The organism is Halopelagius fulvigenes (assembly GCF_042662625.1).
GTDB classification, from domain to species: Archaea; Halobacteriota; Halobacteria; order Halobacteriales; family Haloferacaceae; genus Halopelagius; species Halopelagius fulvigenes.
This window is the reverse complement of the sequence record NZ_JBHSXH010000009.1, coordinates 897673-916245: the sequence shown is the minus strand read 5'-3', so window position 1 is coordinate 916245 and position 18573 is coordinate 897673. Positions and strand designations below refer to the sequence as shown.

The 18573-nt window shown below is 65.1% G+C and carries 21 protein-coding genes and 2 tRNA genes; 14 read left to right on the top strand and 9 right to left on the bottom strand.

From position 1 onward, the window contains the following. Positions 1-115: 115 nt before the first annotated feature. The 3 genes from ACFQEV_RS07295 to ACFQEV_RS07285 all read left to right on the top strand — a co-directional run bounded on the left by ACFQEV_RS07295 (position 116) and on the right by ACFQEV_RS07285 (position 3939). A complete protein-coding gene (locus tag ACFQEV_RS07295; protein WP_379694207.1) occupies positions 116-1459 on the top strand; it encodes a DUF7096 domain-containing protein in 1344 nt (447 codons plus the stop codon). 102 nt (positions 1460-1561) lie between these two features. Continuing rightward, positions 1562-1987: a DUF8133 family membrane protein gene (locus ACFQEV_RS07290; RefSeq protein ID WP_379694205.1), complete on the top strand. Its 426-nt coding sequence runs from the start codon at positions 1562-1564 to the stop codon at positions 1985-1987. Between the two features lie 104 nt (positions 1988-2091). Further along, positions 2092-3939, top strand: a complete 1848-nt coding sequence (locus ACFQEV_RS07285; protein ID WP_379694203.1) for an SLC13 family permease — start codon at positions 2092-2094, stop codon at positions 3937-3939. Between the two features lie 93 nt (positions 3940-4032). On the opposite strand, the gene ACFQEV_RS07280 is transcribed toward ACFQEV_RS07285, so the two are convergent. The 3 genes from ACFQEV_RS07280 to ACFQEV_RS07270 all read right to left on the bottom strand — a co-directional run bounded on the left by ACFQEV_RS07280 (position 4033) and on the right by ACFQEV_RS07270 (position 5216). Continuing rightward, a complete protein-coding gene (locus ACFQEV_RS07280) occupies positions 4033-4317 on the bottom strand; it encodes a DUF7344 domain-containing protein (protein ID WP_379694201.1) in 285 nt (94 codons plus the stop codon). A 295-nt stretch (positions 4318-4612) separates the two neighbouring features. Next, positions 4613-4686, bottom strand: a tRNA-Thr gene (locus tag ACFQEV_RS07275). Between the two features lie 14 nt (positions 4687-4700). Beyond that, positions 4701-5216, bottom strand: coding sequence for a GNAT family N-acetyltransferase (locus ACFQEV_RS07270; RefSeq protein WP_379694198.1), 516 nt, complete (start codon positions 5214-5216; stop codon positions 4701-4703). A 340-nt stretch (positions 5217-5556) separates the two neighbouring features. Here ACFQEV_RS07270 and ACFQEV_RS07265 point away from each other — a divergent pair, with 340 nt between their 5' ends. From ACFQEV_RS07265 to ACFQEV_RS07250, 4 genes are read left to right on the top strand one after another with little or no spacing between them, the layout of a single operon-like run. Next, on the top strand, positions 5557-6495 hold the full coding sequence (locus tag ACFQEV_RS07265; protein WP_379694577.1) for a branched-chain amino acid ABC transporter permease: 939 nt from the start codon (positions 5557-5559) through the stop codon (positions 6493-6495). After that, entirely contained in the window at positions 6492-7817 is a 1326-nt protein-coding gene (locus ACFQEV_RS07260) for a branched-chain amino acid ABC transporter permease (RefSeq protein ID WP_379694195.1), read from the top strand. Before ACFQEV_RS07265 ends, ACFQEV_RS07260 begins: the two co-directional genes overlap by 4 nt. Further along, a complete protein-coding gene (locus tag ACFQEV_RS07255; RefSeq protein WP_379694192.1) occupies positions 7810-8679 on the top strand; it encodes an ABC transporter ATP-binding protein in 870 nt (289 codons plus the stop codon). The genes ACFQEV_RS07260 and ACFQEV_RS07255 overlap by 8 nt, the downstream gene beginning before the upstream one ends. Continuing rightward, entirely contained in the window at positions 8676-9431 is a 756-nt protein-coding gene (locus ACFQEV_RS07250; protein ID WP_379694189.1) for an ABC transporter ATP-binding protein, read from the top strand. The genes ACFQEV_RS07255 and ACFQEV_RS07250 overlap by 4 nt, the downstream gene beginning before the upstream one ends. A 141-nt stretch (positions 9432-9572) precedes the next feature. Here ACFQEV_RS07250 and ACFQEV_RS07245 read toward each other — a convergent pair whose 3' ends face one another. Continuing rightward, positions 9573-10916, bottom strand: coding sequence for an ABC transporter substrate-binding protein (locus ACFQEV_RS07245; RefSeq protein ID WP_379694187.1), 1344 nt, complete (start codon positions 10914-10916; stop codon positions 9573-9575). A 202-nt stretch (positions 10917-11118) separates the two neighbouring features. Here ACFQEV_RS07245 and udk point away from each other — a divergent pair, with 202 nt between their 5' ends. Then, a complete protein-coding gene (udk, locus tag ACFQEV_RS07240) occupies positions 11119-11808 on the top strand; it encodes a uridine kinase (protein ID WP_379694184.1) in 690 nt (229 codons plus the stop codon). A gap of 97 nt (positions 11809-11905) precedes the next feature. Here the strand turns inward: udk and ACFQEV_RS07235 are convergent, their stop codons facing one another. Together ACFQEV_RS07235 and ACFQEV_RS07230 are read right to left on the bottom strand one after the other, a co-directional pair. Further along, positions 11906-12211, bottom strand: coding sequence for a DUF5785 family protein (locus ACFQEV_RS07235; RefSeq protein WP_092533898.1), 306 nt, complete (start codon positions 12209-12211; stop codon positions 11906-11908). Between the two features lie 176 nt (positions 12212-12387). Then, positions 12388-12470: transfer RNA gene (locus tag ACFQEV_RS07230), tRNA-Ser, on the bottom strand. Positions 12471-12759: 289 nt separating this feature from the next. Here ACFQEV_RS07230 and ACFQEV_RS07225 point away from each other — a divergent pair. Together ACFQEV_RS07225 and ACFQEV_RS07220 are read left to right on the top strand one after the other, a co-directional pair. Next, positions 12760-13278 carry an Lrp/AsnC family transcriptional regulator gene (locus tag ACFQEV_RS07225; protein ID WP_379694181.1) on the top strand — a complete coding sequence of 173 codons (519 nt, stop codon included), beginning with the start codon at positions 12760-12762 and terminating at the stop codon, positions 13276-13278. Positions 13279-13451: 173 nt separating this feature from the next. Continuing rightward, entirely contained in the window at positions 13452-13823 is a 372-nt protein-coding gene (locus ACFQEV_RS07220; protein WP_379694178.1) for a DUF7344 domain-containing protein, read from the top strand. A gap of 376 nt (positions 13824-14199) precedes the next feature. On the opposite strand, the gene ACFQEV_RS07215 is transcribed toward ACFQEV_RS07220, so the two are convergent. Both ACFQEV_RS07215 and ACFQEV_RS07210 read right to left on the bottom strand, forming a co-directional pair. After that, the gene (locus ACFQEV_RS07215; protein ID WP_379694176.1) at positions 14200-15288 is read right to left on the bottom strand and encodes a YihY/virulence factor BrkB family protein; all 1089 of its coding nucleotides are present in this window, start codon (positions 15286-15288) and stop codon (positions 14200-14202) included. A gap of 109 nt (positions 15289-15397) precedes the next feature. After that, positions 15398-16159 (bottom strand): hypothetical protein, encoded by a 762-nt coding sequence (locus ACFQEV_RS07210; RefSeq protein WP_379694173.1) that lies wholly within the window; start codon positions 16157-16159, stop codon positions 15398-15400. 67 nt (positions 16160-16226) lie between these two features. Here ACFQEV_RS07210 and ACFQEV_RS07205 point away from each other — a divergent pair, with 67 nt between their 5' ends. The 4 genes from ACFQEV_RS07205 (at position 16227) to ACFQEV_RS07190 (ending at position 17892) form a co-directional block, all read left to right on the top strand. Then, the gene (locus ACFQEV_RS07205; RefSeq protein ID WP_379694172.1) at positions 16227-16457 is read left to right on the top strand and encodes a hypothetical protein; all 231 of its coding nucleotides are present in this window, start codon (positions 16227-16229) and stop codon (positions 16455-16457) included. An 82-nt stretch (positions 16458-16539) separates the two neighbouring features. Continuing rightward, a complete protein-coding gene (locus ACFQEV_RS07200; protein ID WP_379694169.1) occupies positions 16540-16815 on the top strand; it encodes a HalOD1 output domain-containing protein in 276 nt (91 codons plus the stop codon). A 142-nt stretch (positions 16816-16957) separates the two neighbouring features. After that, complete coding sequence (locus ACFQEV_RS07195; protein ID WP_379694166.1) at positions 16958-17371, top strand: hypothetical protein; 414 nt, start codon at positions 16958-16960, stop codon at positions 17369-17371. A gap of 95 nt (positions 17372-17466) precedes the next feature. Beyond that, positions 17467-17892: a hypothetical protein gene (locus ACFQEV_RS07190; protein ID WP_379694164.1), complete on the top strand. Its 426-nt coding sequence runs from the start codon at positions 17467-17469 to the stop codon at positions 17890-17892. Positions 17893-17894: 2 nt separating this feature from the next. Here ACFQEV_RS07190 and ACFQEV_RS07185 read toward each other — a convergent pair whose 3' ends face one another. Then, positions 17895-18491: a uracil-DNA glycosylase gene (locus ACFQEV_RS07185; protein WP_379694575.1), complete on the bottom strand. Its 597-nt coding sequence runs from the start codon at positions 18489-18491 to the stop codon at positions 17895-17897. Between the last annotated feature and the right edge of the window lie 82 nt (positions 18492-18573).

Genomic DNA, 18573 nt, shown 5'->3' with positions numbered 1-18573 from the left:
TTTTAACACCCGGAAATCGCGCGACGGCGGCGACCTTCAACTCCGCTTGATTGGGGCTAAATCCGGACGAAGATAGTCGGTGTATATGTCCGTCCGGCTAGTACGGAGAGACGAGATGAGGCGAGTGACTGCGCTCCTCGTGGCCGTACTCGTCGTCGTCGCAACCGTTCCGGCCGGCGTCGCCGCCGCCGGAACCCAAGCGACTTCGACGCAGACGAGTGCGACGACGACGGAGACGACGGAGACGGGGAACGCGATGACAGACACCGGCGCGAACGAGATGACGACGGCGAACGACTCGGCGGGCGAGAACGGGTCCGACGGCATCGCGCCCGGCGAGCAACTCGCGGGCATCCTCGCCGTCCAGCGGGCTGAAATCGACGGCGAACTCGACTCTCGGTCGTTCGACCACCGCGTGGCGAGTGCGGCGAGCAACGACTCGAAGGCTCGCGTCGTCGCAGACCAGTTGAACGAGAGCCGAGAGCGTCTCGAGACGCTTCGAGAACGGCGGAGCGAACTCCGCGAGGCCCGCGAGGCGGGGAACCTCTCGCGGGGACGGTACCAGGCGCAGGCGGCCCGACTGACTGCGGAGATACGGTCGCTTCAGCGCCTCCTGAACCGGTCGTCCGACGCGGCGCAGGAACTGCCCGCGGACGTGAAGCGGGCGAACGGCATCGGCTCCGAGGAGGTCGAACGACTGCGAACCGAGGCGCGCAACCTCTCCGGGGACGAGGTGTCCGACATCGCAAAGCGCGTCGCCGGATCGAACGTCGGTAACGGACTCGCGGACGACGAAGACAAGAAGGAGCAGCGAACCGGCAACGGTAACCGTAACGGTCATGACGGCGCGCCCGGCCGTTCGGGTGAACGCGGACAGCCCTCAACGAACGAATCCGACCGCGGTTCGAGTACCGACGCCGTTCCCGGCCGGTTCGACGGCGAAAACGACAGCGACAACCTGACGGTCGAGGCGCCGGATTTATCAGGCGAGACACCCGCTAACCATAGCCGCCGAGGAAACCACAGCGTACCCGGCCGGCCGACCGAGACGATCAAAACGAACGGTACAACCGAGACGACTGAGGTGAACCAGACGACCGAGGCGACTCAGACGACCGAGACGATTGAAGTGAATCAGACGACCGAGGTGACTGAGGCGGCTCAGACGACCGAGGTGACTGAAGTGAATCAGACGACCGAGGCGACTGAGGCGATTCAAACGACCGAGGCGACTGAGGTGAATCAGACGACCAAGACGACCGAGGCGACTCAGACGACCGAGACGACCGAGGCGACTCAGACGACCGAGACGACCGAGGCGACTCAGACGACCGAGACGAACGAGACGGACGGCGCGAACGGCACCAGAAACGGATGGTCCGACGACGGCTACCTGATCGGTCAGAAGGGAGACTCAGGTGACGGTAGTGGACTGTACGGCCCCGGCGAACTGTTCTGAGACGCAGTCGACGATGAGCGACCCTGACGAATGAGCCCGAAATTCAGTTCTGATAGCAGAGAGGAAACACTATATTCTGTCGAATAGTTCGACACTGTGAGAATGGAGTACGTGTATCCGATAGTAGGCCTCGTCGCCGGCGCTTGTCTCGTAGGACTGAGCGTCGTGACGGCGTTCGTCTACACACCGTACACGACTTCTCTCGTCGATAGCGTGGTGACCGCCTTCACCGGCGTCACCCTCCAAATCGGCGACTTCGTCGCCGTCTCTTCGGTCACCGCGATACTGTTCGACGTGCTGGCCGGCCAGTTCGGCGTGCGCTACCCCATCATCGTCCCGTGCGTCTTCGCGTACGTCATCACGCACGTGGTCGTCTACTACTCCTGTCTCCGCATCACGGACCTCCAGAGCGAACCGCTCGACCCGAACTTCGACATCCGGCAGAACCCGATGAAACTGATGGCGCTCTCGATTCCGGGCGCGCTCATCCTTCTGGCCCCGCGGGACAGGGACCACTCGAACCGCTGACCCGCGGCCGGAATCGTCGCGTTTCCGTCCCGTTTCAGTCGCGTTTCGCTACCGTCAGCGAAATTCGCAATAACGCTGTTGCGTCCGGGCGGCGTCCACTCTGTGTGTTTCTGACCGCGGTTTTCCCCCTCCAACCGACGCCGGACGTGACCGTCGGCACGGTGGTGGTGTTCGCCGTCGTCCTCGGGGCGTTGGTGCTCTTCACGACGGAACTGCTCCCTGTTGACGTTACCGCGATTCTCGTGTTGGTCTCGCTCGTCGTGTTGGAGCCGTGGACCCGAATCTCCGTGGAGGAGGGACTCTCGGGGTTCTCCAACGAGGCGACCATCACCGTCCTCGCGATGCTCATCCTCAGCGCCGGCGTCTCCCGGTCGGGTGCGGTCCAGCGACTCGGTCGGCGACTCTCCGGTTTCGCCGGGAGCGACCGGTTTCGGCAGGTCCTCGCCACCGTCGCCGTGGGGAGCGTCCCCTCCGGGTTCATCAACAACACGCCCGTGGTGGCGATGCTCGTCCCCGTCGTCTCCGACATCGCGCACGGCGGCCGAACGTCCCCGTCGAAACTGCTCATCCCCCTCTCGTTCGCCTCCCAACTCGGCGGGATGCTCACGCTCATCGGCACCTCGACGAACATCCTCGCCAGCGACGTGGCCGGGCGACTCTCCGCGCAGTACCCCCGACTGCACGAGTTCTCGATGTTCGAGTTCACGGGCCTCGGAGCCATCGTCCTCCTCGTCGGCGGAACGTACCTCGTGACGGTCGGCCACCGACTCCTCCCGGAACGCGTCCCGCCCGAGGAGAGCTACATCGAGGAGTACGAGGTGGCGGACTACCTCGTCGCCGTCGTCGTCGGCGAGGACGCTCCGGTCGCGGGCCGCACCGTCGCCGAAGCGACCGAGGAGACCCTCGCCGACGCCGACGTCCTGCAACTCGTCCGCGGCGGCCGGTGGTTCGGCGACCCCCTCGCCCGGAAGACGATTCGGTCGGGCGACCGCCTCCGCCTCCGCACCGACCGCGACACGCTCCGCCGCCTCATGTCGATGGACGGCCTCTCTCTGGCCGAAACGCCCACGGCCGTCGACTTCGACACCGCGAGCGGCGAATCGACGCTGTTCGAGGTCGTCATCCCCTCGCGGTCGGCGCTCGTCGGCGAGACGCTCAGCAGTTCCTCCTTCGCGGAGCGGTACGACGCGACGGTGCTCGCCTTCCGCACGCGGGGAGAACTCGTCCACGAACGGCTGGAGGAGACGACCATCAGACCCGGCGACACGCTCCTCGTGCAGGCGCTACCGGACAGCGTGGACCGCCTCTCGCGCAACCGCGACTTCATCCTCGCGCTCGAAGCCGAGGACCCCCAGTACGAGACGGAGAAGATTCCGCACGCCGTCGCCGTCGTCCTCGCCGTCGTCGTCCTCGCGGCGGCCGAGATTCTACCCATCGTCATCGCCGCACTCGCGGGCGTCGTCGCCATGGTGGCTCTCGGCGTCCTCCAGCCGAACGAACTGTACGACGCCGTCGATTGGAACGTCATCTTCCTCTTGGCGGGCGTCATCCCCCTCGGCATCGCTCTCGAACAGACCGGCGGCGCGGCGTTCGTCGGCGCTCTCGTCGCGTCCACCGCGGGGTTCCTTCCGATAATCGGCGTCCTCTGGACGTTCTACCTCGCCACCGGACTCATCACGGAACTCATCTCGAACAACGCGAGCGTCGTCCTCATGATTCCCGTCGCCGCCGACGTGGCCGCCCGCATCGGCGCGAACCCGTTCGCGTTCGTCCTCGCGGTGACGTTCGCCGCCTCGACGGCGTTCCTCTCGCCCATCGGCTATCAGACGAACCTCTTCGTCTTCGGTCCCGGCGGCTACAAGTTCACCGACTACCTCCGCGTCGGCCTGCCGCTTCAACTCCTCCTCTCGGTGGTGACGGTGGTCGGAATCGTCGCGTTCTGGGGGGTGTGAGGGCTCGATTCGGAACGCTGTTGCGCACGGTGTTCGGAGAGACGTCCTCCCGGTCTGCGTGGGCGTACACGCCGCGACTTCACGAGAAGCACTCTAGGAGGCTGTAAGCCACCGACGTTCCGTCCGTCGGTCTGATGAGGGCTCCTCCGAGGAGTAGTCGACCAGTCCCGCCGCGTCCAACTCCGGGAGATGAAGGTGGTGCAGTTCTTTCTTCACCCGTTCGACGTCCTCCGTTCCGGCGATCCACCCCGCGAGAAGAACGAGGTCCAGCGGACGGTCCTCCTCCGCGACCACTTTCACGATGGCCCTGCGACGCTCGCGGCCGAGGACGGTAAAGTACGCTACGAGGGTGTCCTCGGAGACGTCAGTCTCGTCCATCTTCCGTCTCCCGTGTCGTTTCGATGCACGCACATAAACCGGCGGACTAAAGCGATAGGTGGTACCACTAGTATACTGCTCTCTGCGAGCAACTGCTCGCCGACGCGTGCGAACGCATCGAAGGCGACCTCGTTCGGCGAATCCCGTTTCGAGGGCGTCGCGCAGGCTACGGAGGCGGCACACCGGTCGAGAAGGTTCCGTCCGAAGCGAAGGTGCGAGGAGACGAGCGAGGCACGTCTCGTCGGGTCACGAATCCGCGTCTGACGTTTCGTCCTCGCTGTCGCTCGGACAGAAGAGCCAGGGGCGGGATTCGAACCCGCGAAGTCTCGATTACAAGTCGAGTGCATGAACCGCCCATGCTCCCCTGGCGCGACTCCGAATAGTCAGTCCTCCTTTGAGTGTGTATCGCTTTCGACCCGTTTCTCGATTTCTACGCGGTGGGGGCTGTAACCGTGCTGTTCGTAGAAGCGCCGCGCCTCCTCGTTTCCGGCCATCACGTCCAGCGTTATCGCGTCGGCGTCCGCGTCGCGGAGTTCCCGCTCTGCTGTCGAGAGCAGCTTCGACCCGACGCCGCGGTTCCGCGCCGACGGTTCGACGTAGATGTTTCGGACGACGCCGCGGGTCACGTCCTGCACGTACTCGCCGCGTTCGAGGCCGAACATGACGAAGCCGACTATCTCGTCGTCGATTCGGGCGACCCGCAGGCCGTCGGTGACGACGTGCCGCGCCATCGCGTCCCGAATCGTCCCTCTGTTCTCCGGGCCGCGGATGTGCGACCGGTACGCCCGCTGACTCGCGGCGAGGTCCACCCACATGTCGGCGACGGCGTCTACCTCCTCCATCGACGGCCGGTCGACGACTGCGGAGCTCGGCGCGGACCCCTCGTCGGCTTCCCTCATCGGTCCCCGGTTGGTGCGCGGGTGCGATAGAACTACTCCCTGTTGCCGCCCGCGAGTGCGGCGATTTCCGCGTTCCTCGCTCGCTGCTGTCACATTTTACCGCGAATTTCCAACGTGTGAAGAAAGACTTATCACTCAATCACGTTCGCACATAGCGTGAGGATAGTTATCAATGGGGATTGCTGAAACATACTCGCGCGGACGCCGGTTCGCGGTGGACCGCCCGTTCGCCCTCGCAGTGGGGTTCGTCGCCGTTCTGTTGGCGCTGGACCTACTTGTCGGCCTGGCGACTGGCCGAACCGCATTCAGCGACGTGGGGTCTCTCGTCTGGGACGGGGTGATGCGCGGACTGGTTATCGGTCTGGCGGGTATCGGACTGTCGATGACGTACAGCATCCTGAACTTCGCGAACTTCGCTCACGGCGACTACATCACCGCCGGGGCGTTCTCCGGGTGGGCGACGACGTACCTCGTCGCCGGACTCGGACGCGCCGACGTCGGCGCACTCCTCCTCGTCGGGGCCGGGGGGTCCGTCTACGGCGGAACACTCGACATCGGCATCGTCTCTACGCCGCTGGCCATCGTTCTCGGACTGCTCGTGGCGGGCGTTTTCACCGTCGCGCTCTCGTTGTTCGTCGACCGAACCGTCTTCCGACCGATTCGAGACGAGGACGGAATCACCCTTCTCATCACCAGTATCGGCGTCGCGTTCGCGCTCCGCTACCTGATACAGTTCGTCTTCGGGTCCGACGTGCGGGGCACGACCGCTCAACCGCCGTCGTTCTCGCTGTACTTCGTGGACGGCGCGGTCAGGATCAACATGCACGACCTGACGCTGGCCGTCGTCGCGGGCGGACTGATGCTCGCCGTGCATCTGCTCCTCCAGCGGACGAAACTCGGGAAGGCGATGCGGGCGATGTCCGACAACGAGGACCTCGCGCGCGTCACCGGCATCCCGACCGAACGGGTCGTCCGTTCGGTGTGGATTATCGGCGGTGCCCTCACCGGCGTCGCGGGCTACACGTTCATCCTCTGGAAGGGGACGCTCGGCTTCAACGACGGCTGGTTACTCTTGCTTCTCATCTTCGCCGCGGTCATCCTCGGCGGCATCGGCTCCGTCTACGGGGCCATCACCGGCGGACTCGTCATCGGTCTCACGGCGTCGCTGTCGGTCATCTGGATACCCTCCGCCTTCGCCCGGGCGGCGGCGTTCGTCGTGATGATCCTCATCCTGCTCGTGAAGCCCGAAGGTCTCTTTAGCGGGAGGTCGACGGCATGAGCGTCCGAGCGGACTTCACCGACCGGGTGCCCGGCGGCGACGCGGGCCTCATCCTCGCGTCGCTGGCGGTCGTCTACGCCGCGTACGTCGCCGTGGGGGTGGCTCTCGGTTACTCGCTCCGCGGCCAACTCAACACCATCGCCGTGCTGACGTTCTACGTCGGCGTGTTCGCCATGCTGAGCCTCGCGTTGAACCTCCACTGGGGGTACACCGGGCAGTTCAACATCGGCATCGTCGGCTTCATGGCCGTCGGCGTCTACGTGATGGCTCTCGTCTCGAAGCCGGTGTACGAGGGCGGCGGCGCGGCGCAGGTGGGCGGACTCGGCCTACCGCTTATCGTCGGCGTCCTCGCCGGCATGCTCGCCGCCGCGCTTCTCGGGTTGGTGGTCGCCTTACCGGCGCTTCGGTTGCGCGCGGACTACCTCGCGATAGTCACCATCGCCATGTCGGAAATCGTCCGCTTCTCGTTTCTCTCCGGCGAGTTCCAGCAGTTCCAACTGTTCGGCAACCGCGTCGGCTTCGGGGGCGGGTCGGGGCTCATCCTGAACTACACCGGCCCGATCCGGGCGTTCTTCTCGTTCTTCGGCCTGTGGGACGCGTACCTCGGCTTCGTCGGCGCGTTCGGAACCGCGCTCGGCCTGAATAACCCGAAACCGGTCGTGGACGGACTCGTCTACGGCGCGGTGCTCTTGGCGATGGTCGCGGGGTACTACTGGCTCCTGAAGCGGACCGGGGAGTCGCCGTTCGGCCGCGTCCTCAAGGCCATCCGCGAGGACGAGGACGTGGCGAACTCCCTCGGGAAGGACACCGACCAGTTCAAAATCAAGTCGTTCATGCTCGGGTGCGCCCTGATGGGGTTGGCCGGCATCTTCTGGCTGATGACGCAGGGCGCGGTGACGCCGAACTTCTTCCGCCCGCGCGTGACGTTCTTCGTCTGGATAGCGCTCATCATCGGCGGCGCGGGGTCGAACACCGGCAGCGTCCTCGGCGGCGCGATATTCGCGGCCGTCCTCTATCAGGGGCCGCGCTACTTCAAGAACCTCGTCGAGATGGTGCTCCCGGCGTCGAACGCGCCGAACGGGTTTGGGCCGGCGGTCGCACCCCTCGCCTCGAACCTCGACCCGCTTCCGTTCGTCCTCTACACCATCGACAGCATCCGACAGCTCCAACTCGTCATCATGGGTCTCGTCCTCATCTGGCTGATGCACAACCGCCCCGAAGGCCTCATGGGCCACCGCAAGGAGACGGCCGCGAGCATCCCGCTCAGCAGGCCGAAGACGTCTCGGACGGCCGTATCGGATGGGGGTGAGAGCGATGAGTGAGACCGAACGCGGGCGCGAAGCCGACCCCGACGACGCCGCGGCGGCGACCGGGTCGGCGTCCCTCGACCTCGGAACCGGCCCGGACGTCACGACCGAGTACCCGCTGAAAGTCGAAGGTCTGCGGAAGTCCTTCGGCGGCATCACCGCCGTGGACGGCGCGTCCTTCGAGGTCGAACGCGGGACCCTCACCGGCCTCATCGGCCCGAACGGCGCGGGCAAGTCCACGACGTTCAACCTCATCACGGGCATGCTGAAGCCCGACTCGGGAACGGTCACGTTCAACGGCGAGAACGTGACGGGACTCGAACCGCACCGGATAGCGAACCGCGGGATGGTCCGGACGTTCCAAATCGCCCGCGAACTCGGCGAGATGACCGTCTTGGAGAACATGATGCTCGCGCCGAAGGCCCAACGGGGCGAGAAACTGTGGCGGTCGGTCACGCCCGGCGTGCGCGACGACGTGATCGAACAGGAGGAAGAGCTCCTCGAACGCGTCTGGAAGGTGTTGGACTTCTTCGACATCGACCACATCGCCGAGGAGTACGCGGAGAACCTCTCCGGCGGGCAGCGCAAACTGCTGGAGATGGCGCGCGCGTTGCTGACGGACCCGGACATGCTGCTCTTGGACGAACCGTTCGCGGGGGTCAATCCGACGTTGGAACGGCGACTCCTCGACCACATCCACGAACTCCGCGAACGGGGCTACACCTTCCTCCTGGTCGAACACGACATGGACCTCATCATGGAGAACTGCGAACACGTCATCGTCCTCCACCAGGGGCGCGTCCTCACGGAGGGCGACCCCGAGGCGGTCAAAGCGAACGAAGACGTCATCGAGGCGTACCTCGGAGGGGACGTATGAGCGCAGACGACGTCGCCGTCGAGACGGAGGCGACGCCGCGGGAGGAGGAAGCCCTCCTCGAAGTCCGAAACCTGGACGCCGGCTACGGCGACTTACAGATTCTCACCGACGTGGACATGGACGTCTACGACGGCGAGTACGTCACCATCGTCGGTCCGAACGGCGCGGGCAAATCGACGATGATGAAGTCCGTCTTCGGACTCACCACCCACATGGGCGGGACGGTCACGTTCGACGGCGAGGACGTCACCGGCCTCGAACCGGAGGACATCATCCACAAGGGAATCGGCTACGTCCCGCAGAACGACAACGTGTTCTCCTCGCTGACGGTCGAGGAGAACTTGGAGATGGGCGCGTACATCCTCGACGAGGTGCCGCGGGACGCCGTGCGGGCGGTGTACGACCGCTTCCCCATCCTCGAAGAACGGAGCGACCAGAAGGCGGGCACGATGTCCGGCGGGCAACAGCAGATGCTGGCGATGGGGCGCGCGTTGATGCTCCAACCCGACCTGCTCTTGCTCGACGAACCGTCGGCGGGCCTCGCACCCGACCTGGTGGACGACATGTTCGACCGCATCGACGCCATCAACGACGACGGTACGGCCATCCTGATGGTCGAGCAGAACGCGAAGGAGGCGCTTCGGCGCTGTGACCGCGGCTACGTCCTCGCGAACGGGCGGAACCGCTACGTCGATACCGGCGACGCGTTGCTCGGCGACGAACGGGTCCGCAGGGACTTCCTCGGCGGGTAAGCGCGTCCGTCGCGTTCGCTCTTTCTCGGTCGGTTCCGCGCCTCCGTTCGTCTCGCACCCGATGTCGAGTGAGGTCGAAAACTCGGACGTAGCCGTCGCTGGGTGCGGTACGTCGAAAGAAGATCGGATTCGATTCGCCGCTCAGTTCTCCGGCGGCGACAGGGCCTTCTCGATGACCGACGAGTAGGAGGACTCGCCGATGTTGAACGCGACTTGGTGGTACACCTCGCCGTCGAACTGGTCTTTGAACACGCTGGCGAAGCGTTCCGAGAGTTGCTGGCCGTAGTCGTTGTTGACGTACAGCGTCGAGACGGAACTCGCTCCGAGGCGTTCGGACATGACCTGCGCCATGACGCGGCCCTGCAGGAAGTCCGACGGCGCCGTCCGGAAGATGTAGTCGTTGTCGTCGAGGTTCGACACCGACAGCGCCGTCGAGGACGGCGAACAGCCCACGACTTCGTTCGGGATGAACGCCTCCTGTGAGACGGGGACGTTCACGCCGGAGGACGCCGACCCACAGACGCCCGGGACGCCGGCGCTCACGAGCGACTGCGCCGCCGAGATGCCGGCGTCGGGCGACGTCTGCGTGTCCTCGATTTTGGCGTTCGCGGAGAGGCCCGCGGGATTCGCGTCGTTAACCTGCTTGACCGGCAACTGCGCGGCCCGAATCATCGGCTGGCCCACGGATGCGAGGTCACCCGTTTCGGGCAGGAGGATGCCGACGGAGAGTTGGCGGTCGGAGCCGCCGGGTCCGCTGTCGGCGGACGGGCCCTTGCCTTCGGGGTTCTCGCCTTCGAAGTTCTGCGTCTCGACGGTCTTCGTGCTGTTCTCGTCCGGAGCGAACTTCCAGATGGAGTACGCCGCAGACGCCGGGTCGCCGTTCTGGTCGAAGTTGGTCGACGAGGATGCGCCCTGATAGTTGATATCTTCGCCGTTCGCGGCCGCCTCCATCCCCTCGACGAAGTTGTCCGGACCGACTTCCATCCCGCCGGGGTTGGCGATACGCCGCATCTGTTCTTTCAGTTTCGAACCGCTGTTCTCCCCCGCGGCGGCGTTCGCCAGCAACAGGATTGCGACCGAGTCGTACGACTGCGCCGTGAACACGCCCGGCGCACTTCCGTACTCCTCTTCGAACATCGAGGTGAACGCCTCCTGCTTCGGGCCGCCCGCTGCGGGTGCGGTACCCGTGACGTTCGCCATGTCGTTGCCGACCTGACCGGGCATCGCGCCGTCGCGAAGCCCGTCGGGGACCAGAATCTTCTCGTCTCCGTCGCTCGCGCTGTAATAGTCGCGGAACAGTTGGATACCACTCTCGGGGTAGCCGATGACGACGAGGCCGTTCGGGCCGTCGCCGCTACCGCCGCCACCGCCGCCACCGCCGCTTCCGCCCGGGCTTCCGATACAGCCCGATAGCCCCGCTGCTCCCACGGCGCCCGCCGCGCCGACTCGTTTCAGGAAATCTCGTCGTACGATATCACGTGCCATGTGGCACGCAAAGGCATTACCCGTTTATAAAATTACCCCTTGATGTACCTAGATCGGGCGATTCTACCCTTCTCGGAGGGAATAGTGGGCATCCGGCCAAAATGACTATACGTTATCATTTCGTCCCCGGGTCGCGTGTCCGCACGCCTCGGACGGGCGGCGAACCACCACGTTCAAACCGCTCGCCGCGCGTTCTCCACCGATGACCATCCCCTCGTTCGTCATCGGTATCGCCGGCGGGACCGGTGCGGGGAAGACGACGGTGGCGCGACTCATCACCGAGAACGTCGGTGAGTCGGTCACGCGAATTCCGCTCGACAACTACTACGAGGACCAGAGCCACCTCGACGTCCGAGAACGCGAGTCGGTCAACTACGACCACCCCTCGGCGTTCGAGTGGGAACTGCTCCGCGAGCAGTTATCGACGCTCCTCGAAGGCAGAGCGATAGAGATGCCGCAGTACGACTTCGAGATACACAACCGGAGAGACGAGACGGTTCGGGTCGAACCGACGGACGTCGTCATCCTCGAAGGCATCCTCGCGCTCTACGACGAGGAGATAAACGAGATGCTCGACCTCCGCCTGTACGTCGAGACGGACGCCGACGTCCGCATCCTCCGGCGCATCCAACGCGACGTCATCGACAGGGGCCGCGATCTGGAGGGCGTCATCGACCAGTACCTCTCGACGGTCAAACCGATGCACGAACAGTTCATCGAACCCTCGAAGAAGCACGCCGACCTCATCATCCCCGAGGGGGCAAACAGCGTCGCCGTCAACCTCCTAGAGGAGAAGGTGCAGGCCGAAGTCGGCGGCGACGCTCCCCGCAACTGGGAGCGCACGTCGCCCGAGAGGGAGATTGCGGACCGCGTCTCCCTCGACGAAGAGTGAGCGTCCGTACCGCAGACGCGGCGCGAGCGTCGTCCGCCGACACCCGTCGCTCACGGCGGTTCGGCGACGCAGTCGAGGGTCGCGCGCCCGTCGCGCTTCAGACGAACGCCTCGGAACCCTCGTAGAACCAGTACCCCTCGCGTCGCATCGCGCGGCCCAGCGCCTGATGGAACTCCACGAAGTCGTCGAACTCCTCCTCCTCGACGTGGTCGAAGATTTCGCGCATCGGGACGACTCGTTCGTAGTCGATGCGAATGGGGTCGTCGCCGTACTCGGCGACGAACTCGTCACGCGAGAGGGGGAAGTCCTCCTCTTCGTCTATCTTCTTCGCGATTATCGCGTGGCCGAACTTCCGCATTCCCTCTGACCCCGCTTCGCCGTCCGGGTCGTGTGGCCAGTCCATACCTCCCTGTTGGAAGGCCAACTCAAAGCCGTTACGCATCTGCGGGAGAGTGTCACGCGAAGCGCGGCCCTCTCGGACCGCGTCGCTCCCTGCGTCGAATCCAGTCGTACAAGCAGTCAGACGCTCACGGGGAGGCGAGCACACGAGGTGATCGCTGGATAGTTCGCGTTAGAATGCGGTGGGACTGGGATTTGAACCCAGGAGGCCGAAGGCCACCTGCTTTCAAGGCAGGCGCGTTAGTCCACTCCGCCATCCCACCGGGTTGATATGTTCGCACCTCGGCACTGTCATGCGATTTCGCGGCTTCAAACCACGACACCGGTGACGACCGCTCGGACCATCGAGGCACGATTGGACGGCCTCGAAAGTCGAGGAATCGCCACCGTCGAGGTGTGTACTCATGTCTAAGCCCGAAAAAGTTGAAGGTGTCGTTCTCATCCCCGACGCGGGAGTACCCCGACGAGCGAGTGAGGTACCGGATCGAGCGGAGAATCCGCCGCTGAACCGACGATACGGCCTGATACGGTTTACGGCGAGGCTCTATTAGCGTGGCAGTCGATGACTCCGGCATGGTCGAACTTGACAACGTGGATAGGGGTATCCTGCACGAACTCCAACTCGACGCCCGGAATCGGACGGCCCAGGAGATCGCCGACAAGGTGGACGTCTCCGCCAGCACCGTTCGGAATCGAATCAACGAACTCGAATCCGACGGAATCATCGAAGGCTACCACCCGAAAATCGACTACGAGAAGGCGAATCTCCCCCTTCAGATACTCTTCGTCTGCTCGGCACCGCCGACGGACCGGTCGGAGATGGTCGAACAGGTACTCAACATCCGGGGCGTCGTGGACGTTCGAGAGACGTTGACCGGCCGGCGGAACCTGTTCGTCGAAGCCGTCGGAGTCAACACGTCTGACACCGTCCGCATGACCGACGCGATGCACGAAATCGGACTCTCGATAGAGAGTTCGGAACTCCTCCGTCAGCGACGAGTACAACCGTTCAACCACTTCTTCTTCACCGACCCCTACGACGACGGGCAGGGCGACGACGAGGGCGAGTGAACACCCACCCCCGATCCGCCCCTGTGGAAAGCGCCTCTTCGAGGTTCGAAAATGCGAGTCGCCGCACAGAAGACTGTGGTAAACCTGATCTGAGCACCACGGACTGCTATTTTAGCAACATTCAATATATACGCAGAATAACAGTTATCCGGACGAGGGCACTCCGGTTAGACGTGACTACTGAGCTCTCAGACAGGGACCTATCGGAGTTCGATGCGGGCGGCGACCATCAGGACGAACTCTTCGACGTCCTGTCCAACCCGCGACGCCGGTTCGTGCTCGATAACCTACTGACCGTCGAGATGCCGGTACCCGTCGAAACGTTGGCGACGGAACTCGTCGAGTGGGAGGCTTCCCTCACCGACCTCGACCGTCGGGGTGGCGAGAGGGACGCCGTCGAAATCTCCCTCGTGCACAACCACCTCCCGAAGATGGCCGATTCGGAGTTCGTCGAGTACGACGCCGAGGATCGAACTGTGACGCTCGGGGACCGAACGGACGAGCTTCGGGCGCACCTCCGGCCGACGGTACCGGGCGGTGAGTGACCGTGAAGGCCATCTCCAAGTGGGTGGACTCGGTCGGCGGATGGTTCGGAGGCCCCGGGGAACGAGCGACCCCGGGAAGTACCCCGGAAGCACCGCAAGAGGAGTCAGCGGTATCGTTGTTTCGCTGTCCGGACTGCGAGTCGGTGTACGTCGCCATCGACAAAGACACCTGCTCAACGTGCGAGACGCGCGTCGAGGAAGTTCCATAAGCGGTGTCTGAAACGGTGATATCGGACGTCTTTTCTTTCGAGCCGTACTGACCGGGTTCGTTCTGCGGATATCGCACGACGGAAATCCGATCGGGATAGGTGGTCCCCGATACCTCTCTTCGAGGCCCTCCTCCCCCGTCTTCGGTCGGACTGTCACGGCGACTTCCTCAGTCGTCCGCGGGCGCGGGCGTCCGTTCCCGGTCCGACCCGTCGGCCGGGCTCCGCCAACGGAACGCGACGGACCACTCCTCGTCGTCGCCGTCGCGCTTGGACTGCTCTATCAGCTTCACTTCGCCGCGCGGGCGGGGGCGTCGCTCGTCGTCCTCGCCGCCGATTGTCGGCCGCATCTCCTCGTAGTGGCCGGTCACGTCCTCCCGGAGTTCGGTGAGGTACCGGGCGAACTCGTCGGGGTCGAGCTCCTCCTCGCGCCGCGTTCGGTACCCGGACGCACCCGTGCCGACGCCGCCGGCGCGCCCCGACGACTGCCCGGTGAGCACGGAGTTTATCACCGCGCCGAGGAGCAGGACCATCCCCGAGAAGTACAGCCACGTGACGACGACGATGACGCCGCCGAAGAAGCCCTCCGACCCGCCGCCTTTGAACGAGAGGTACACCTGAAACAGCGCCTGCAGCGCCGCCCATCCGACCGCCGCGAACGCCGCGCCGGGGAGGGCTTCCTTCCACCCGAGGTTCGCGTCGGGGAAGCGGACGTACATCGGGAGGAACGCGATGAGCAGTCCGCCGACGAGCACTAACGGTGTCAGGACGCCGATGTACGGAATCTGATCCGAGAGCCAGGCGAAGGCGATGCTCGCTCCCGCCGTCGCCACGATGGCGACGAGGAGGGCCACGAGGACGACGAGTCCGTCCTTCAGTTGGTCCACGATGGAGTTCTGCCCCTCGGTCTCGTAAATCTCCGAGAAGGCGGTGTCGAGGCCGCGGAATATCTTCAGCGTCCCCCACACGAGCACGACCAGCCCGATGGCCGACGCGCCGGCGGCGCTCGACCCGCCGCTGAACACGCTGGTGATGACGTCCGCGATGGGACCCGGAAGCGATGTCTGTGCGAGCGTGACGAGTCGCTCCTCCAGACCGCCGCCGAACGTCGAGACTATCAGGAGCAAGAGGAGCAACATCGGGACGAGCGAGACGAACGCGTTGTAGGCGATGCCCGCCGCCATGAACGTCACGTTCTTGTTCGAGAAGTCCGACGCGATGTGTTTCCCCGTCCGTTTTGCGCCGCCGAAGCTGACCATACGGGACGTTCGGAAGGAACGCGGAAAGTCGATGTGGCCCCCGAACGGACGCGTTAGTCGGCCTAGAGGACCGACGGACGCGTCCCGGACTCGGCGGCGCGCGCCCGACTCACTCCGCGACGAGCGTCGGGGCGCCGTCCTCCTCGACGACGCGGAGGCCGCGTTCGACGACGAACTCCGCGGTGTGGGCGGGGACGATGCGACTCGCCTGCCACCGGGCGCGGACCATCGGGACGACCGACAGGAGGTCCTCGCCGCGTTCGACCGACGGTTGCATCTCCATGAACCCCGCGTCCAAGCCGGCGTCGTTCGCGCGGGCGACCAACGTCTCCAGTTCGGGCGTCCGGAACGCCTCGGCGTAGTCCACGGGTTCGGAGAACCCCGCGTAGTACGTCCGACCGCGCGGCGACGGACCGAGGACGACCGAGTTGCTCCGCAGTTTCATCGCCGCGGAGTCGACGGTCGAACGGAAGAGGAACGGGGCGGTGCCGCGGACGATGGCGACGGACTGAACGCCCTCCTCGCGGAGGAGGTGCGTCGCCGTGTTGCCCGCGCGCGCTGAGAAGGAGGACCCGACCTGCACCTCGTACCGGACGGCGGTCGGGTCTTCGAGCGCGTCGGCGGCGAGCGCTCGAACCTCCGCCTCGGCGTCGGAGTCGCCCGTCCCCGCGTGTGCCTCGGGCAGGAGGTCCTCGGGGCGGTAGTTCACCAGCAGGTCGCCGCCGGAGCGTTCGACGGCGCTCATCGTGTCCTTCAGCAACGCGGCGTAGAGTTCGGCGGCCTCGGCCTCGGTCAGCGGACTCGTCTCTGCGAGTTCCGGCAGGACGAGGCCCGGCCGCGGGGGGTCCGCGAGAACGGCGACGACTGTCATACCCGCCCCTCGGTGTGGCGCGCCCTTCAAGCCGCCGCTTCAAGTCTCCCCGGGGCCAAGGCACCGTATGTCCAACCGCGACGCGACATCCGGCGGGGTCGCCCTGCGACTCGTCGCCGTCGTCTCCGTGGCGGCCGTCGCCGTCCTCGGCGTCGGGGCCGTCGCCACGCTACTCCTCGGCGCGCCCGACAGTTCGACGCTGGCCGTCGCCGCCGCCGTCCTCGGGGGCGTCTGTGCGCTCGGACTGTACGCGACCCGAAAGGCCCGACGCACGGAGACGCCGTACTGGCGGTCGTAGCACGAACGGTGCCGTAGAAGGCTCATCTCATCTGCCGAGAAGAATTTGGCGGTGGAGCGATGAACCCTAGGGAAGACGCAGCATGGACGACCACCCCGAACGCCGACGGTACTACCCCGAGAACGAGGATATCTCGCTCAGCGAGGCCGTACTCGAAGCCGTCCAAGCGCACGAGAACGCGTCGTTTCAGGACGACGAGTTCCCCCTCTACGACCACATCCACCCCGACGCCATCGACATGCTGTTCAAAGATACGTCCGGCGTCGACGTGAGCGTCCGGATTCACCTCACGAACGTCACCGTGAGCCTCTGGAGCGACGGCGGAGTCGACATCCGCGTCACCGACAGCGTGGACTGAGAGCCGCGACGGTTCCGTCGCCCTAGACTTCGAGCGGTCGGTCATCCACCGGGAGAGCACGCACTCCGGAAGAGGTAGGCGACGAAGACAGTAGACTTCGGGGGCAACCAGCCTCTTGCGTCTTACGGACGAACCGTGAGTCATGTTCGGCGCGTACACGATAGGGAAGAAAGCGGTGAAGTTCGGCTACAAACGGTACGGCATCCCCGGGGCGGTGGCGTCGGGCGGGGCGGCACTCGCCGGGTACGTGGCCGTGCGACGGGCGTTGAAGTCCTCCACGAACTCGAAGGACGAGAACGTCGCGTCGGCCATCGACGCGGGGAAGATAAAGAGCGCGGTGGACGAGAGGGGCCTCGGTGCGGTGACCGACAAGGAGACGCTCAACACCGCCATAGACGAGGAGAAGTTGAACACCCCCGTCGATATGGACGAGGTCCAATCGTCGGCGGCGGAGGAGTCCGACGAGATGACCGACTCTCCGGACGAAACGACCGATTCGTCCGGTGGAACGACCGATTCGACCGACGAGATGGGCGACGAGAAGTCGGCGGAGTGAGCCTCGTCCCCGACTGATTTTCGACCGCAGTCACCGACCTACCGCGGCGCGGGCTTACAGAAGGGATTTACCGATGCTTCGCTGAACGAGCGGAAATGCCCCATCACGCCGTCCGAAACGCCCTCCCGATACTCGTGGGAACGACGCTCGTCGCAGTAGGTGCGTACCTCCGGTGGTTGGGAACGAACCCCGCGCTTCCGCCCGACGCCGAGATCCCGACGGTACACTACCCCGGTATGGGTACCGGAATCGAAAGTTGGGACTTCGTCGTACTCGGCGCGACGAGTCTCGCCCTCTTCGCACTCGCTTTCCGCCCGCGAACGCGGTTGCAGTCCGCCATCACGTTTCTTTCGGGAGGTACGGCGATGTTTCTCTGCGCGTTCTACCTGCGGACGTTCTCTCCCCTCGTCGGGTTCGACGCCACGTTCGTCCCCGCAGTCGGATGGTACCTGACGGTCCTCGGAGGGATTCTCTTGACCGGCACCGGCGGACTCCGCCTCCGCAATCGAATGCGGAACTGACGTTACCGACCGCGGCGACCCTTCGTCTGCCGGTAGTCCCGCGAGAAGACGTTCTCCACGAGGTGTTCGACGAACTCGTCGGTCTGGTCGTCGGTCTGTCTGTCGAGTCCGACCATCGGCACGAGTTCGAAGCCCCGGCCCCGGATGGTCGTCGCGTGTTCCTCGTCGACGTCGAAACTGTCGGGGCGGCGCGTCGTGTAGTCGATGGCAAGCGCTTCGAGGGCGCGTTGCCCGACGGGGACGATAATCTCGGGGTTTATCATCCGCACCTCGGCGTTGAGGTACGGTTCGCACGTCCGTATCTCCTCGTCGGTCGGCGGGCGTTCCGGGTGCCGACACCGCGTCAGGTACGTCAGAAAGACGTTCTGGAGGTCGGGTTCATCGGCGTCCGGCGGGGAACGCGAGAAGCCCAACTCCCCGAGGACTCCTTGGAGCCTCTCGCCCTCCGCGTCGCCGGTGAAGGGTATTCCCGTGCGGTCCGCCCCCTCGCTCGGGTGTTCCCCGACGAAGAGGAACTCCGCGCCCACGTCGCCGTACCCGTGGGCGATAGACGTCCGAGTCTCGCAGAGTTCCGGGCAGTTCGTGCACTCGGCGTCCATGTTGAACGGATTTTCGAGCGTGTCCTGTTCTGCGTCCACGTTCGGCCCTGGGGCGCGACGGGGAAAAGCGTCCCTCTCCGGG

Excerpts from the sequence above, each read along its gene's own strand:
- ACFQEV_RS07295 (WP_379694207.1), top strand. The coding sequence starts at position 116 with ATGAGGCGAGTGACTGCGCTCCTCGTGGCCGTACTCGTCGTCGTCGCA.
- ACFQEV_RS07290 (WP_379694205.1), top strand. The coding sequence starts at position 1,562 with ATGGAGTACGTGTATCCGATAGTAGGCCTCGTCGCCGGCGCTTGTCTC.
- ACFQEV_RS07280 (WP_379694201.1), bottom strand. The coding sequence starts at position 4,317 with ATGGACGAGACTGACGTCTCCGAGGACACCCTCGTAGCGTACTTTACC.
- ACFQEV_RS07270 (WP_379694198.1), bottom strand. The coding sequence starts at position 5,216 with ATGAGGGAAGCCGACGAGGGGTCCGCGCCGAGCTCCGCAGTCGTCGAC.
- ACFQEV_RS07265 (WP_379694577.1), top strand. The coding sequence starts at position 5,557 with ATGCGCGGACTGGTTATCGGTCTGGCGGGTATCGGACTGTCGATGACG.
- ACFQEV_RS07260 (WP_379694195.1), top strand. The coding sequence starts at position 6,492 with ATGAGCGTCCGAGCGGACTTCACCGACCGGGTGCCCGGCGGCGACGCG.
- ACFQEV_RS07255 (WP_379694192.1), top strand. The coding sequence starts at position 7,810 with ATGAGTGAGACCGAACGCGGGCGCGAAGCCGACCCCGACGACGCCGCG.
- ACFQEV_RS07250 (WP_379694189.1), top strand. The coding sequence starts at position 8,676 with ATGAGCGCAGACGACGTCGCCGTCGAGACGGAGGCGACGCCGCGGGAG.
- ACFQEV_RS07245 (WP_379694187.1), bottom strand. The coding sequence starts at position 10,916 with ATGGCACGTGATATCGTACGACGAGATTTCCTGAAACGAGTCGGCGCG.
- udk (WP_379694184.1), top strand. The coding sequence starts at position 11,119 with ATGACCATCCCCTCGTTCGTCATCGGTATCGCCGGCGGGACCGGTGCG.
- ACFQEV_RS07235 (WP_092533898.1), bottom strand. The coding sequence starts at position 12,211 with ATGGACTGGCCACACGACCCGGACGGCGAAGCGGGGTCAGAGGGAATG.
- ACFQEV_RS07215 (WP_379694176.1), bottom strand. The coding sequence starts at position 15,288 with ATGGTCAGCTTCGGCGGCGCAAAACGGACGGGGAAACACATCGCGTCG.
- ACFQEV_RS07210 (WP_379694173.1), bottom strand. The coding sequence starts at position 16,159 with ATGACAGTCGTCGCCGTTCTCGCGGACCCCCCGCGGCCGGGCCTCGTC.
- ACFQEV_RS07205 (WP_379694172.1), top strand. The coding sequence starts at position 16,227 with ATGTCCAACCGCGACGCGACATCCGGCGGGGTCGCCCTGCGACTCGTC.
- ACFQEV_RS07200 (WP_379694169.1), top strand. The coding sequence starts at position 16,540 with ATGGACGACCACCCCGAACGCCGACGGTACTACCCCGAGAACGAGGAT.
- ACFQEV_RS07195 (WP_379694166.1), top strand. The coding sequence starts at position 16,958 with ATGTTCGGCGCGTACACGATAGGGAAGAAAGCGGTGAAGTTCGGCTAC.
- ACFQEV_RS07190 (WP_379694164.1), top strand. The coding sequence starts at position 17,467 with ATGCCCCATCACGCCGTCCGAAACGCCCTCCCGATACTCGTGGGAACG.
- ACFQEV_RS07185 (WP_379694575.1), bottom strand. The coding sequence starts at position 18,491 with ATGGACGCCGAGTGCACGAACTGCCCGGAACTCTGCGAGACTCGGACG.